Here is a 12,843-nt window from a genome sequence, read left to right on the forward strand (position 1 = left end):
CCACAAGCCCCTGGCGGTCGCCACCGCCGCCGTCCTGCTGCTGAGCAGCATCGCGCTGATGCCCTGGGCCTCGCAGCCGCTGGCGGCCCGGCCCGACGGCAGCCCCGCCGGCGCCGCCACGCTGCTGGCCCAGCTGCTGCTGGCGGCCCTGCTGTTCGGCCGCGGCGCCACCGAGCGGGATGCCGGCGCCGCGCGCCTGGGTGGGGCCTTCCTGTTCGTCGCGACGCTGTTCCTCGTGTCGCTGATCCCGGCCGCCGGCGACGGGGCCGCATGGCTGTGGACCGCTCGCCATGCCGGCTTCGCGCTGCTGGTGCTGCGCCAGTTGCGGACGCCCTCCGGCAGCGCGCCGCGGCCCGCCGCCGAGGCGGGCCTGGCCCTGGCGCTGGCCGGCGCGCTCGCAGCGCTGGCCGTGCTGGGACCCGCGCCATCGCCGCGTTCATTGCTGTTCATCGATGCCATGCTGCTGGCCCTGCAGCTGCTGGTGCTGGTGCTGCTGGCACGCCGGCCCCGGCACGGGCCGCCACAGCTGTGGCTGGGCGTGATGCTGGTGGCCGCCTGGGTGGAGATCTGGCTGGTGCTGCAGGGCGCCGCCCGCGACACCCTGGGCGGCCAGGCCGCCGCCTGGCTGGGCCTGGCCGCCGCGCTGGCCATGCTGGTGGCGCTGTTCGTGGAGACGCATCAGCTGTACCGGCGCTACGCCCAGGACAACGAGCGGCTGCAGGGCCTGGCCCGCACCGACGGCCTGACCGCCCTGGCCAATCGCCGCCGTTTCGACGAGGCGCTGGCGGCCGAATGGTCGCGCGCCTTCCGCGCCGAGCGGCCGATGACGCTGCTGATGGTGGACATCGACCGCTTCAAGGCCTTCAACGACCGCCATGGCCACGCGGAAGGCGACCAGTGCCTGCGCCGCGTCGCCCAGCTGCTGCAGCGCTGCGCCCGGCGCCCGGGCGACACCGCTGCGCGCTACGGCGGCGAGGAGTTCGCCCTGGTGCTGCCGGACACCGACCAGGCCGGCGCCGCCGTGGTCGCCTCGCTGCTGCGCCGCGAGCTGGCGGCGCTGGCCATCGCCCACGAGGACGCGCCCGAGGGCCGGCTCACGCTCAGCATCGGCATTGCGCAGACGCAGGCCCAGCAGACCGGCCCGCTGGACCTGCTGCACGCCGCCGATGCGGCGCTGTACGCCGCCAAGCGCGATGGCCGCGACCGCGCCTGCTTCGCGCCGCCGTCGTCCGCGCTCGCGCTGCCGGCCTGAATCAGGCCGCGACGATGCGCCCCGCCTCCAGCAGCAGCCGCTGCTGGCCGAAGCGCTCGAGGTCCTCGGCGTCGTGGGTGATCATCAGCATCGGGATGTCGATGCGGTCCAGCAGCTGCTGCAGCTCGTCGCGCAGGCGGGCGCGCAGGGCGGCGTCCAGCGCCGAGAAGGGCTCGTCCAGCAGAAGCGCGCGGGGCTCGCTGACCAGCGCGCGGGCCAGGGCCGTACGCTGGCGCTGGCCGCCCGAGAGCTCGCCCGGCAGCTGGCCGGCCACGCCCTCCAGCTCGAAGGCCTGCAGCCAGCGCTGCACGGCGGGATCGTCGACCCGCCGCGGGGGATTGAGCCAGCCGCGGCGCAGGCCGAAGGCGATGTTCTGCCGCACGGTCAGGCGCGGGAACAGCGCGTAGTCCTGGAACAGGTAGCCGAAACGGCGCCGCCGCGCCGGCAGGTCGATGCCGGCGGCGGCATCGAACAGCGCCTCGCCGTCGCAGGCGATGCGGCCTTCGTCGGGCCGCTGCAGGCCGGCGAGGGCCTGCAGCGTCAGGCTCTTGCCGGCGCCCGAGGGGCCGTAGATCACCGTGCGGCGTGCCGTCGTGGCAAAGGCGATGTCCAGCGCGAAGCCGCTGCCGGGCAGGGTCTTGCGGAAGCGCACCTCGAAGCTCATCGCCGCACGCTCCCGCCCACCAGCCGGCTCGCCAGCACCAGCACGATCACGCAGGTCACCGACACGATCAGCACCAGCGCGTTCGCCTCGCCGTCCTGCCCCGCCTGCACCGCCTCGTAGATGGCGATCGACAAGGTCTGCGTGCGGCCGGGAATGCTGCCGGCCACCATCAGCGTGGCGCCGAACTCGCCCAGGGCGCGGGCGAAGGCCAGCAGCAGGCCGGCCAGGATGCCGCGCCAGGCCAGCGGCAGCGTGACGCGGAAGAACACCGCCGGCTCCGACAGACCCAGCACCCGCGCCGCATTCTCCAGCTGCCCGTCAACACCCTCGAAGGCCGTGCGCGCCGCCTTCATGACCAGCGGGAAGGCGACGATCGTCGCCGCCACCACCGCCCCTTGCCAGGTGAAGATCAGCTGGATGCCGAAGGTCTCGTCGAGCCAGGCCCCGAGCCAGCCGCGCTTGCCCACCACCACCAGCAGGTAGTAGCCCAGCACCGTGGGCGGCAGCACCATCGGCAGCGTCAGCAGCGAGTCCGCCAGCTCGCGGCCCGGGAAGCGACTGCGCGCCAGCAGCAGGCCGACCGCCGTGCCCAGCAGCAGGTTCAGCCCGGTGGCCCAGCCCGCGACCTTCAGCGACAGCAGCAGCGGGATCCAGGCCGCGGACCAGTCCGTCATTTATGGTTTCTGGAATCCGTATTTCGCCAGCACCGCCTGGCCGGAGGCAGAAAGCAGATAGGCGATGAACTGCCGTCCAGCCTCGGTGTTAGGGCCGCCGGCGATCGCGGCTACGGGGTAGCTGATCGCGGTCTCGGTCGGGATGGTGGCGGCCACCTTGACCTTGTCCTTCTGGATCGCCGCGTCGGTGGCGTAGACAAAACCGGCGTCGGCCTCGCCGCGGGCCACGTAGTCCAGCGCCTGGCGCACATTGGTGGCGTAGACCGCCTTGGGCTCCACCGCCGGCCACAGCTTGGCGGCCTCCAGCGCGCCCCTGGCATAGCGGCCGGCCGGCACGCCCTCGGGCTTGCCCAGCGCCACGCGCTTGACCTCGGGCTTCGAGAGATCGGCCAGCGCCATCACCGGCGCCGTGCCGTCCACCGGCGTGATCAGCACCAGCGCGTTGTTGACGAAGTTGCGGCGGCTGCCGGCGGCCAGCAGCTTCTGCGCCTCGGCCTTGTCCATGGTCTCCTGGTCGGCCGAGGCGAACACGTCCACCGGCGCGCCCTTGGCGATCTGCGCCAGCAGCGCGTCGGAGGCGGCGAAGTTCAGCAGCACCTTGGTGCCCGGATGGGCGGCCTCGAACTGCGGGGCCAGCTCCTTGAAGGCATTGGTCAGGCTGGCGGCGGCGGAAACCGTCAGGTCCGCGGCCGAGGCACCCAGGCTGAACAGGCCGGCAGCAGCCAGGGCGGCAAGGCGGTGGGCAACAAGCATCGTCATCGTCTCCATGGTGGAGATCGAAATATATCGCAGGATATGACGAGACCTGCTCAGCGCAGCAGCTTCAGCAGCTTGCGCACGTCGGCGGCGCAGGCCTTCAGCGCCTCGGCCTCGATGCCGCGGTAGAGCTCGATCAGCCGCCGGCCGGCCGGGGTCAGCTCGCTGCCGCCACCGCGCTGGCCGCCGGTGGCCGAGGCCACGGCCGGCTCGACCAGCGAGCGGTTCAGCTCGTCGATCAGCAGCCAGGCGCGGCGGTAGGACATGTCCAGCGACTTGGCTGCCGCGGTGATCGAGCCCTGCTCGGCCAGCGCCTCCAGCAGCGCGATCTTGCCGGGCCCGATGGCGATCACCTCGCCCACCGAGACGCGCATGCGCAGCTTGAGGACGGGCTTGGGGTTCTTGCTTGTTGTTGTCGTCGTCGTGGCCATGGCGGTGCTCCGGGTGGGGCGGAGGTTAGCGCATCGGCGCAGCGCGGCTTACGTTGTATTCCTGTGTATATTACGAGCGCCATCCAGGAGGTCGCCGGCACCATGCTCAATCCGCCGTTCAAGCGCAGCTTCGACTTCAACGCCGCCGCCGCCACGCCGCAGCCGCCCTGCTGCGGGCAGGATCATCATCACGCCACCGAGCCGGCCCAGCAGGCCCGCGCCCGGCTGGCCCAGCTCGACCCGCACCTGCACTGCTCCGTCATCGGCACCTGCCTCGCGCTGCCCGAGCTGCGCAAGCTGATGTCGCGCTACATCGTCGTCGCCGGCCTGAGCGAGCTGGACGTCCACCACGAGGCCGTGCGCATGGCGGCCCAGAACGGCGAGGCCGCGAAGCAGCTGCACAAGGCGCTGGACCAGCGCCATGCCGGCGCACTGCGGCGCTTCGCCGCGGCGACGAATGAAGAAGAGCTCGGCGCCGCCTGGGACGAGTCGCGCGCGCAGGGCGACATCCCCGGCGCCTACTGGGCCGTGCTGACGCACCGCCAGTGCACGCCGGCGCTGCGCCAGCGGGCCTTCGGCGAGGTGCACATGCTCTCCCACCTCGTCGGCGCCGCCAACCAGGCCGACCTGCGCCGCCTGGTGGCGCTGGAACGCGAGAACGCGGAGCTCGGCGAGCGGCTCGAACGCGAGCAGCAGCGCCGGCATGAGCTGGTGCAGCAGCGCGAGGACCTGGGCGCGAAGCTGCGCGAGCAGGGGGTCGAGCGGGTCGCGGCCGAGGCCGCGCAGGCGATCCCGCTGCAGGCCCCGCCCGAGGCGCTGGTGGCGCTGCACACCCAGCGCCGCGAGCAGGCCGAGCAGCAGGCCGCCCAGGCCCGCGCCGCCGCCGAGCAGGCACGCCAGGAGCTGGAGCAGCTGCGGCGCCATGCCCAGGCGCTGGCCCACGAACTGGCCGCAGCGGAGCGCCATCTGCGCCTGTTGCTGGACGACGCCGCCGGCCCTCTGAAGGACCACGCGCCCGCGCCGCTGGCCGGCCGGCGCCTGCTCTATGTGGGCGGCCGGCCCAGCGCGATCCCCGCCCTGCGCGACCTGGTGCAGCGCCTGGGTGGTGAGTTCCTGCACCACGACGGCGGCCTGGAGACCCGCAAGGGCCTGCTGGCGGCGCTGGTGCAGAAAGCCGACCAGGTGCTGTTTCCGGTCGACTGCATCGACCACGACTCGGCGCTGAACCTCAAGCGCCTGGCCGAGCGCCAGGGCATCCCGACGCTGCCGCTGCGCAGCGCCGGCGTGGCCAGCCTGGCGGCGGCGCTGGCGCCGCCGGCGTCTTCAACGGATGGGTCGCCGGCGCGCTGCCTGCGCCACGCCTAGGCTGCCGAGCAGCATCAGCGCCCAGCTCGCTGGCTCCGGCACCGGCGTCGCCGCCGCGCTGAGCACCTCCAGGCTCACCAGGTTGGAGACCCAGCGGCCGGCCTTGACGTCGCCGGGCACGACCAGGCGCGCGAAGCCGTTGCTGCCCAGCGAGGCGCCGTCGGCGGCGTAGGCGACCAGGTAGGGCTGGTTGCCGAAGTCGCTGCTCAGCTCGCCCAGCGAGAAGGCTGCCTTGTAGCCGTCGCTGCCGGTGGCCACGACGTACTTGTTCAGCACGTCGTTCTTCACCAGCGGATCCAGCGACAGGCCCACCGTCTTGCTCAACAGGTCCCAGAAGCTGACGCCGGTGTAGTCCACGCCGCCCACCACCTGGTGCACCACCGGCAAGCCCTGCAGCGCCGCCAGGTCGAAGTTCATCGTGGACTTCACCGCGCCGCTCACGCTGAAGCTGCCGGACACGCCGCCGCCGGTGCCGGTGGCGGTGGAGCCCGAGGCGCGCACGTCCAGGCTGACCAGGTTGGAGACATAACGGCCTCCCTTGACGTCACCGGGCGCGGTGATGCGGGCCATGCCGTCGCCGCCCAGCGGGGCGCTGATGCCATTGACCGTCTCGGCGCCGGCCACCAGGTCGGGCCGGTTGCCGAAACTCGGGTTCAGCTCGCCCAGCGAGAACACCGTGCGGTAGCCGTCGCTGCCGGTGGCCACGACGATGCGGTTGAGCACGTCGTTCTTGTTGCTGTTCACCACCACGCCCGAGGCGTCCAGCACGCCCCACAGGCTGGCGCCGGTGTAGATGTGCGTCTGCGGCGTGGGGCCGGAGAGGAAGCTAACCGTCTGCGTGGTGGTCGAGATCGCCGCCAGCGCCGCGGCGTCGTAGGTCTTCGGGTGCTGGACCGCGCCGCTGACGCTGAAGCTGGTGCTGGGGGCGGCCATGGCTGCCGCCGTCGCGAGCAGGGCTCCGGCGGCGAGCAATTCGTTCATCTTCATTGCGAAAAGTCTCCATCGTTGTAGCTGGCGAAATATAACGATGGAGATACTTGGCGTCGACAGGGTCTTGCCGGCAGGCGTAGGCTTGAAAGCTACAGAAGGAGATCCCGATGCGCAGCCGCTCTCCGCTCGTTCCCACCGTGATGGCCGGCCTGTGTGCCGCCCTGCTGGCCTGGCAGGCCGTACCGGCCAGCACCGAAGCCCGGCTCGTGCCGCCCTTGCTGCTGCAGCAGCGGGCCGACGCGCCCGCTGCCGCGGGCGAGGAAGAGACCGCCGTCTTCGCCGGTGGCTGCTTCTGGGGCGTGCAGGCGGTGTTCCAGCACGTCAAGGGCGTATCCGCTGCGATATCGGGTTATGCCGGCGGTGCGGCGCGCTCGGCCGACTATCACTCGGTCGGCACGGGCAGCACCGGCCATGCCGAATCGGTGCAGGTGCGCTTCGATCCGCGCCAGGTCAGCTATGCGCAGCTGCTGCAGGTCTATTTCTCGGTCGCCCACGATCCGACGCAGCTGAACCGCCAGGGCCCGGACAGCGGCCCGCAGTACCGTTCGACCGTCTTCCCCACCAGCGAGGCCCAGGCCCGCACGGCCCGCGCCTACATCGACCAGCTGGGCGCCGCACGGGTGTTCGGCGCGCCGGTCGTCACCACCGTCGAGCCGGGCAAGCCCTTCTATCCGGCCGAGGCCTATCACCAGGATTACCTGGTGCTGCATCCGGACTATCCGTACATCGTCATCAACGACCAGCCCAAGGTCGCGGCGCTGAAGAAGCTGTTCCCGCAGCTGTGGCGGGAGCAGCCGGTGCTGGTGGCGAAGGCCCGCTGAGCGGGCGAGGCCGACCTTCTTCTCGCAGGCATGCCGCCGACCCAAGCATTGAATCCAGTTATATTCTCAACATGGATGTTGAGTTTGCTTCAGGATGGCTGCTGCTGATCCTCTCGCTGCCGACGGCCAGCACCGCGGCGCGCATGCGCGTGTGGCGCGGCCTGAAGGCCCTGGGCTGCATGGCGCTGCGCGACGGCGCCTACCTGCTGCCGGCCAGCGCACCGCACGAGGAAGCCCTGAAGGCCGTCGCCGAGGACTGCCAGCGCGAGGGCGGCGCCACCTGGCTGATGGCCGTGCAGGCCCGCGACGCCGGGGAAGAGGCCGCCTACCGGCAGCTGTTCGACCGCACGGACGACTACGCCGAGCTGCGCAAGGGCTGGAAGGCAGCGGCTGGCACGCTGAAGAAGCTCTCGGCGAACGAGCTGGTGCGGCTGCAGCGCCGGCTCACCAAGGAATTCGAAGCGCAGCGCGCGATCGACTTCTTCCCGGCCGACGCGAGCGCCGAGGCCGAGGCCGCCTGGTCTGAATTCAGCCGCCGCCTGCAGGCGCTGATCTCGCCCGACGAGCCGCACCAGGCCGCCGGCGGCATCGCACGCCTGGACGCCGCGAAGTACCAGGGCCGGACCTGGGCCACGCGGCGGCGCCTCTGGGTCGACCGCGTCGCCAGCGCCTGGCTGATCCGGCGCTTCATCGATCCGGCAGCCCGTTTCAAGTGGCTGGCCAAGCCGGCGGACTGCCCCAGGAGCGCGCTGGGCTTCGACTTCGACGGTGCCGCCTTCACCCATGTGGGCGAACGCGTGAGCTTCGAGACGCTGCTGGCGAGCTTCGGCCTGGAAGAAGACGCCGCGCTGATGCGCCTCGCGGCGATGGTCCATCACCTGGATGTGGGTGGCACGCCGGTTCCCGAGGCCGCGGGCTTCGAGGCCGTGATGGCCGGCGCGCGGGAGCGCCTGGACGACGACGACGCGCTGCTGGCCGAGATGTCGGCGGTGCTGGATTCCCTGTACGCGCACTTCCAGCGCCGCAAGCCCGAATGAACGAGGAGCTGTCATGAACGAAGCGGGCACGTCCTACGGCCTCTGGCAGCTCGTGCGCTACATGCTGGCGCTGGGCACCTGGGGCTTCGGCGGCCCGGTGGCCCTGGTGGGCTATATGTACCGCGACCTGGTCGAGCGGCGGCGCTGGATCAGCGAGAGCGAATACAAGGAGGGCATGGCGCTGGCGCAGCTGATGCCGGGCCCGCTGGCGGCGCAGCTGGCGATCTACCTCGGCTACGTGCATCACCGGGTGCTGGGTGCCACCCTCGTCGGCATCGCCTTCGTGCTGCCTTCATTCCTCATGGTGATCGCCATCGGCGCGGTCTACCAGCGCTACGGCGGCATCGAGTGGATGCAGGCCGTGTTCTACGGCGTCGGTGCCGCGGTGATCGGCATCATCGCGATTAGCGCCTGGAAGCTGACGACGAAGAACATCGGCAAGGACCGGCTGCTGTGGGCGATCTTCGGCGTGAGCGCGGCGGTCACGGTGATCACCAAGTCCGAAGTGGTGTGGATCTTTCTGGGCGCGGGCGTGCTGGTGTGGCTGCTGCGGGCGCCACCGAAGACCTGGCGCGGCAGGACGCTGAACGGTGTCGCCACGCCGGTCCTCGCCTTCTTCGCCGTCGATTCGCTCGACTGGCACAGGCTCGGCCAGCTCGGCGCCTACTTCGCCTACGCGGGCAGCTTCGTGTTCGGCAGCGGTCTGGCCATCGTGCCCTTCCTCTACGGCGGCGTGGTCCAGCAGTACCACTGGCTGAACGACCGGCAGTTCGTCGACGCCGTGGCGGTGGCCATGATCACGCCCGGGCCGGTGGTCATCACGACCGGCTTCATCGGCTTCCTGGTGTCCGGCTTCTGGGGCGCCGTGGTGGCCGCGGCCGGCACCTTCATCCCCTGCTACCTGTTCACCATCCTGCCGGCGCCCTACTTCAAGAAGCACGGCAAGCGGCCCGGCATCGTGGCCTTCGTCGACGGGGTGACCGCGGCCGCCATCGGCGCGATCACCGGCGCGGTGATCGTCATCGGCCAGCGCTCGATCACGGACATCCCGACTGCCGCCCTGGCCCTGCTCACCGTCGGCGTGCTGTGGCGCTTCAAGAAACTGCCGGAGCCGGTGATCGTGGCCGTGGCTGCGGCCGCCGGGTTGCTGCTCTATCCGCTCGCGCACCACGCCTGAGTGCCGCCCTGGACAAGGAGCCCGCCATGCCCCGCATCGCCCTGCTGTACCCCGGTGATCGTGCGATGCGCGATCGCAGCGATCCGGCCGAGAGCCGATTCGCTTCGCTGTTCCAGGCCTTCGCCGGCGCCGGCATCGCCGCCGAGCCCGCGGTCTACAACGACGACTTCGCCGATGAGGTCGCGGCACAGCTGCTCCGTGTCGACGGCGTGCTGACCTGGTGCAATCCGATCGAGGCGGGCCGGCGCCGCACGCGGCTCGATGCCCTGCTGCGCGAGGTCAACGCGCAGGCCGGCGTCTTCGTCAGCGCGCATCCCGACACCATCCTGCGGCTCGGGACCAAGGACGTGCTGGTGGACGTGCGCGACCTGCCCTTCGGCAGCGATGCGGTCCGCGTGGACAGCCTGGCCCAGCTCGCCAGCGAGCTGCCCGGGCGGCTCCAAGGCGGCGCGCGGGTGCTCAAGCAGCACCGCGGGCACAGCGGCATCGGTGTCTGGCGGGTCGAGGCGCTGCCGGGCAACCCGCCGATGATGAAACTCAGGCATGCGCAGCGCGGCAGCGAGGAGCAGCAGGTTGGCATGGCCGAGCTGCTGGAGCGCATGGCGGCCTACTTCGCGGCGGACGGCGGCGGCCACATGATCGACCAGGCCTGGCAGCCCCGCCTCGTGGACGGCATGGTCCGCGCCTACCTGGTCGAGGACCGGGTCGTCGGCTTCGGCCACCAGGCCGTCAATGCGCTGTACCCCGCCGCGGCGGACGGATCGACGCCGCAGCCCGGGCCGCGCCTGTATCACCCGCCCGAGCTGCCGCAGTTCCAGCGGCTGAAGCAGCTGCTGGAAACGCAGTGGGTGGCGCAGCTGCGCGATCGCGTCGGGTTGACGCGGCAGCAGCTGCCCCTGCTGTGGGATTGCGACTTCATGTTCGGCGAGGCCGAGCGCTACGTGCTGTGCGAGATCAACGCCAGCAGCGTGTCGCCGTTTCCGCCCTCGGCCATCGAGCCGCTGGTAACGGCGATGAAGGCGCGCGTCACCGCCCCTTGACACCCGCGGCCCATGTGTACTACTGTACTAGTACACACAGACCATGACCGACCCCGAGCTCTTCTTCACCATCAACACCGGCTCCACCGAGCCGATCTACCGCCAGTTGCTGGAGCAGCTGCGTCGGCGGATCGCCAGCGGGCAGCTGGTGGCGGGGCAGGAGATTCCTTCGGTGCGTGAGCTGGCGCAGGCGCTGGCGGTGCATCCGATGACGATCTCCAAGGCCTTCGGGCTGATGGAGGCGGAGGGGTTGCTGGAGCGGCGCCGGGGGCTGCCGATGGTGGTGGCGGCGCAGCACCGGCGCGCGCAGTCCTCGGCCTCGCGGGTCGAGCTGCTGCGGCCCTCGCTGGAACGCGCCGCGGCCGAGGCCGTGCAGCTGGAGTTGCCGGCGCAGCAGGCGCTGGACCTGTTCACCCGGATCCTGAAGGAGCAAGGAGCACGATGAATACCGCCACGATGTCCGCCTCGATCTCCCTGCACGCGCAGGCCGCACAACTGCCCAGCGCTTCGGCCGAGCTGCAGGGCGTGAGCGTGGCCTTCGGTGCGCTGCCGGTGCTGCGCGGGCTGGACTGGCAGCTGCTGCCCGGCCAGGTGGTGGGCCTGCTGGGGCGCAACGGCGTGGGCAAGACCACGCTGCTGGAGGCGCTGCTGGGCCTGCGCGAAGCGGACGCCGGCCGCATCACGCTGTTCGGCCAGCCGGTGGCGGCGCTGGACGACGCGGCCCGTGCCCGCATCGGCTACGTCCCGCAGCGCAGCGACCTGTTCGGCGAGTTCACTGCCGCTCAACTGCTCAGTTACTTCCGCAGCTTCTACCCGCGCTGGAACGAGGCCAAGGTGGAGGGGCTGATGTCGCGCTGGGCGATCGAGCGGGACAAGCCGATCGCGCGCCTCTCCGGCGGCCAGCAGCAGCGGCTGTCCATCATCCGCGCGCTGGCCCACGAGCCGGAACTGCTGGTGCTGGACGAGCCGGTCGCCAGCCTCGACCCGGCCGGCCGGCGCGACTTCCTGCGCGAGCTGGTCGAGCAGGTGCTGGATCGCAGCACGACGGTGGTGTTCTCCACCCACATCCTGTCGGACCTGGAACGGGTGGCCTTCAACGTGGCCTTCATGAGCGGCGGACGCGTCGCGCTGCAGGCGCCGCTGGACGAGCTGATCGACGAGACCCGCGCGCTGACCGGCACGCCTGAGGCGCTGCGCGCCGCCGGTGGCACTGCCTTGAGCCGCACGCCCCTGGCCGGCGGACGCGAGCGCTGGCTGGTGCGCGACGCGGCAGCACCGGCCGGGCTGGACGTGCAGCCGGTCTCGCTGGAGGACCTGTTCATGGAGCTGACCCAGCCATGAGCACGCTGATCACCGCCGCCCATGCGCAGGCGCTGGCGACGCCGTGGCGGCAGGTGCGGGGCACGAGCTGGTTCGTCGTCGCGCTGATGCCCCTGACGCTGCTGCCCGGTGTGCTGACGCTGATCCACCAGCCCTCGGCGACGGGCGCCGCCATGGGCTTCAGCCTCGCGCTGCTGCTGCAGGTGCTGTGGCTGTGGCAGTTCGCCAGCCTGCTGCGGCAGAACCATCCGCATGCGGCGCGGCTCGTGCCGGGCCATGTGCGCACGCTGCGCGACTGCGCGGTCGGGCTGTGGCTGCTCGCCGGCGCGGCCACGGCTGTCGCTTGCGGGCTGGGCTGGGGGCTGCTGGCCGGGGCGCTGATGATCGTGACGGCGCTGTTCGTGATCTGGCCCTGGCTGTGGGTGTCGATGGCGCTGCTGCCGCTGCTGATCTCGCTGATGGCCCGCCACCATGGCTTCGACGTGCTGCTCGCCGCCTGGACCGACAGCCATGCCAGGCCCGCGCTGGCGCTGGGTGCGACGCTCGTGATGGCCTGGCTGCTCACGCGGCTGCTGCTGGAAGGCGGCGCCGTCCACATCCGGTGCTATGCCGGCAACGAGCGCCTGCGCAAGGCCTTCGAGAGCAACGGCGGCCAGGTGCGCGCCAGCGACTTCCAGGGCCGGATCGGCGACTGCTTCCGCTGGCCGCTGCAGGCCTGGACCCGCCATGTGCTCGCCACGGCCCGGCCCACGCCGCGCAGCCGCATGGCCCGGCTGGATCTCGCGCTGGGCGGGCACTGGATGAACCAGCTGGTCGGCGGCCTGTGCTTCCTGGCGATCGTCGCGCTGACGGCGGCCTTCCTCGAATGGGGCGCGGGCCTGCCGCTGCAGCAGTTGCGTGGCGACGCCGGCATCGGGCTGATGATCGCCGCCTTCAGCGCCACGCTGGCGCCATTGGCGGAAATGCCGCTGCGCCTGGACCGCAGCCGCGGCGAACAGGCCCTGCTGATGCTGCTGCCGGGCATGCCGCGCGGCGCTGCGCTGAACCGGCGCCTGGGCCGGCGCCTGCTGTTGCGCCTGCTGCTGGCCTGGAGCGTTGCGATGCTGTTCATGGCCGCGCTGGGCGCAGGCACGACGATCTTCTGGCCGTCCATGGCCTACGGCTTGGCGGTGCTGCCGGGCGGGCTGCTGGTCATCTGGCGCGACTGGTCGCGGCTGCAGCTGGCCACCTCCTGGGCCCGCATCGGGCCGGTGCTGCTCATGACGGCCCTGGGCCTAGCCGCCATGTTCCTGCACCGGCTCTCGGACGCCACGCCC

Annotated in this window: 14 protein-coding genes; 9 read left to right on the top strand and 5 right to left on the bottom strand. The window is 71.6% G+C overall.

Going from position 1 to position 12,843, the window contains the following annotated elements; genetic code table 11:
• Positions 1-1,252: diguanylate cyclase (locus B0W88_RS23605; RefSeq protein WP_077037070.1), on the top strand; the 1,252-nt coding region annotated here is incomplete at its 5' end.
• A 1-nt stretch (position 1,253) separates the two neighbouring features.
• Here the strand turns inward: B0W88_RS23605 and B0W88_RS23610 are convergent.
• Genes B0W88_RS23610 through B0W88_RS23625 form a run of 4 tightly spaced genes read right to left on the bottom strand, consistent with a single transcriptional unit; the run spans position 1,254 to position 3,777 of the window.
• Positions 1,254-1,916, bottom strand: coding sequence for an ATP-binding cassette domain-containing protein (locus B0W88_RS23610; RefSeq protein ID WP_077037071.1), 663 nt, complete (start codon positions 1,914-1,916; stop codon positions 1,254-1,256).
• Positions 1,913-2,590: a molybdate ABC transporter permease subunit gene (modB, locus tag B0W88_RS23615; protein ID WP_077037072.1), complete on the bottom strand. Its 678-nt coding sequence runs from the start codon at positions 2,588-2,590 to the stop codon at positions 1,913-1,915. The genes B0W88_RS23610 and modB overlap by 4 nt, the downstream gene beginning before the upstream one ends.
• On the bottom strand, positions 2,591-3,358 hold the full coding sequence (gene modA / locus B0W88_RS23620) for a molybdate ABC transporter substrate-binding protein (RefSeq protein WP_369973925.1): 768 nt from the start codon (positions 3,356-3,358) through the stop codon (positions 2,591-2,593).
• A gap of 41 nt (positions 3,359-3,399) precedes the next feature.
• Positions 3,400-3,777: a winged helix-turn-helix domain-containing protein gene (locus tag B0W88_RS23625; protein ID WP_077037074.1), complete on the bottom strand. Its 378-nt coding sequence runs from the start codon at positions 3,775-3,777 to the stop codon at positions 3,400-3,402.
• A gap of 102 nt (positions 3,778-3,879) precedes the next feature.
• Between B0W88_RS23625 and B0W88_RS23630 the strand changes: the two genes are divergently transcribed.
• The gene (locus B0W88_RS23630; RefSeq protein WP_077037075.1) at positions 3,880-5,142 is read left to right on the top strand and encodes a DUF2325 domain-containing protein; all 1,263 of its coding nucleotides are present in this window, start codon (positions 3,880-3,882) and stop codon (positions 5,140-5,142) included.
• Here the strand turns inward: B0W88_RS23630 and B0W88_RS23635 are convergent.
• Positions 5,101-6,129 carry a molybdopterin-dependent oxidoreductase gene (locus B0W88_RS23635; RefSeq protein WP_077037076.1) on the bottom strand — a complete coding sequence of 343 codons (1,029 nt, stop codon included), beginning with the start codon at positions 6,127-6,129 and terminating at the stop codon, positions 5,101-5,103. The genes B0W88_RS23630 and B0W88_RS23635 overlap by 42 nt on opposite strands.
• Before the next feature lie 110 nt (positions 6,130-6,239).
• Between B0W88_RS23635 and msrA the strand changes: the two genes are divergently transcribed.
• The 7 genes from msrA to B0W88_RS23670 form a co-directional block, all read left to right on the top strand.
• On the top strand, positions 6,240-6,953 hold the full coding sequence (gene msrA / locus B0W88_RS23640; RefSeq protein ID WP_077037077.1) for a peptide-methionine (S)-S-oxide reductase MsrA: 714 nt from the start codon (positions 6,240-6,242) through the stop codon (positions 6,951-6,953).
• A 71-nt stretch (positions 6,954-7,024) separates the two neighbouring features.
• On the top strand, positions 7,025-7,990 hold the full coding sequence (locus B0W88_RS23645; RefSeq protein WP_077037078.1) for a chromate resistance protein ChrB domain-containing protein: 966 nt from the start codon (positions 7,025-7,027) through the stop codon (positions 7,988-7,990).
• A gap of 13 nt (positions 7,991-8,003) precedes the next feature.
• Positions 8,004-9,167 (top strand): chromate transporter, encoded by a 1,164-nt coding sequence (locus B0W88_RS23650; RefSeq protein WP_077037079.1) that lies wholly within the window; start codon positions 8,004-8,006, stop codon positions 9,165-9,167.
• 26 nt (positions 9,168-9,193) lie between these two features.
• Positions 9,194-10,207 carry a Cj0069 family protein gene (locus B0W88_RS23655; protein ID WP_077037080.1) on the top strand — a complete coding sequence of 338 codons (1,014 nt, stop codon included), beginning with the start codon at positions 9,194-9,196 and terminating at the stop codon, positions 10,205-10,207.
• 43 nt (positions 10,208-10,250) lie between these two features.
• Positions 10,251-10,652, top strand: coding sequence for a GntR family transcriptional regulator (locus B0W88_RS23660; RefSeq protein WP_077037081.1), 402 nt, complete (start codon positions 10,251-10,253; stop codon positions 10,650-10,652).
• Complete coding sequence (locus B0W88_RS23665; protein ID WP_233151823.1) at positions 10,649-11,548, top strand: ABC transporter ATP-binding protein; 900 nt, start codon at positions 10,649-10,651, stop codon at positions 11,546-11,548. The genes B0W88_RS23660 and B0W88_RS23665 overlap by 4 nt, the downstream gene beginning before the upstream one ends.
• A partial coding sequence (locus B0W88_RS23670; RefSeq protein WP_198937920.1) for a hypothetical protein occupies positions 11,545-12,843 on the top strand: 1,299 nt, incomplete at its 3' end. The genes B0W88_RS23665 and B0W88_RS23670, both read left to right, overlap by 4 nt.

Source organism: Pelomonas sp. KK5, from assembly GCF_001984095.1.
Taxonomy (GTDB): Bacteria; Pseudomonadota; Gammaproteobacteria; order Burkholderiales; family Burkholderiaceae_C; genus KK5.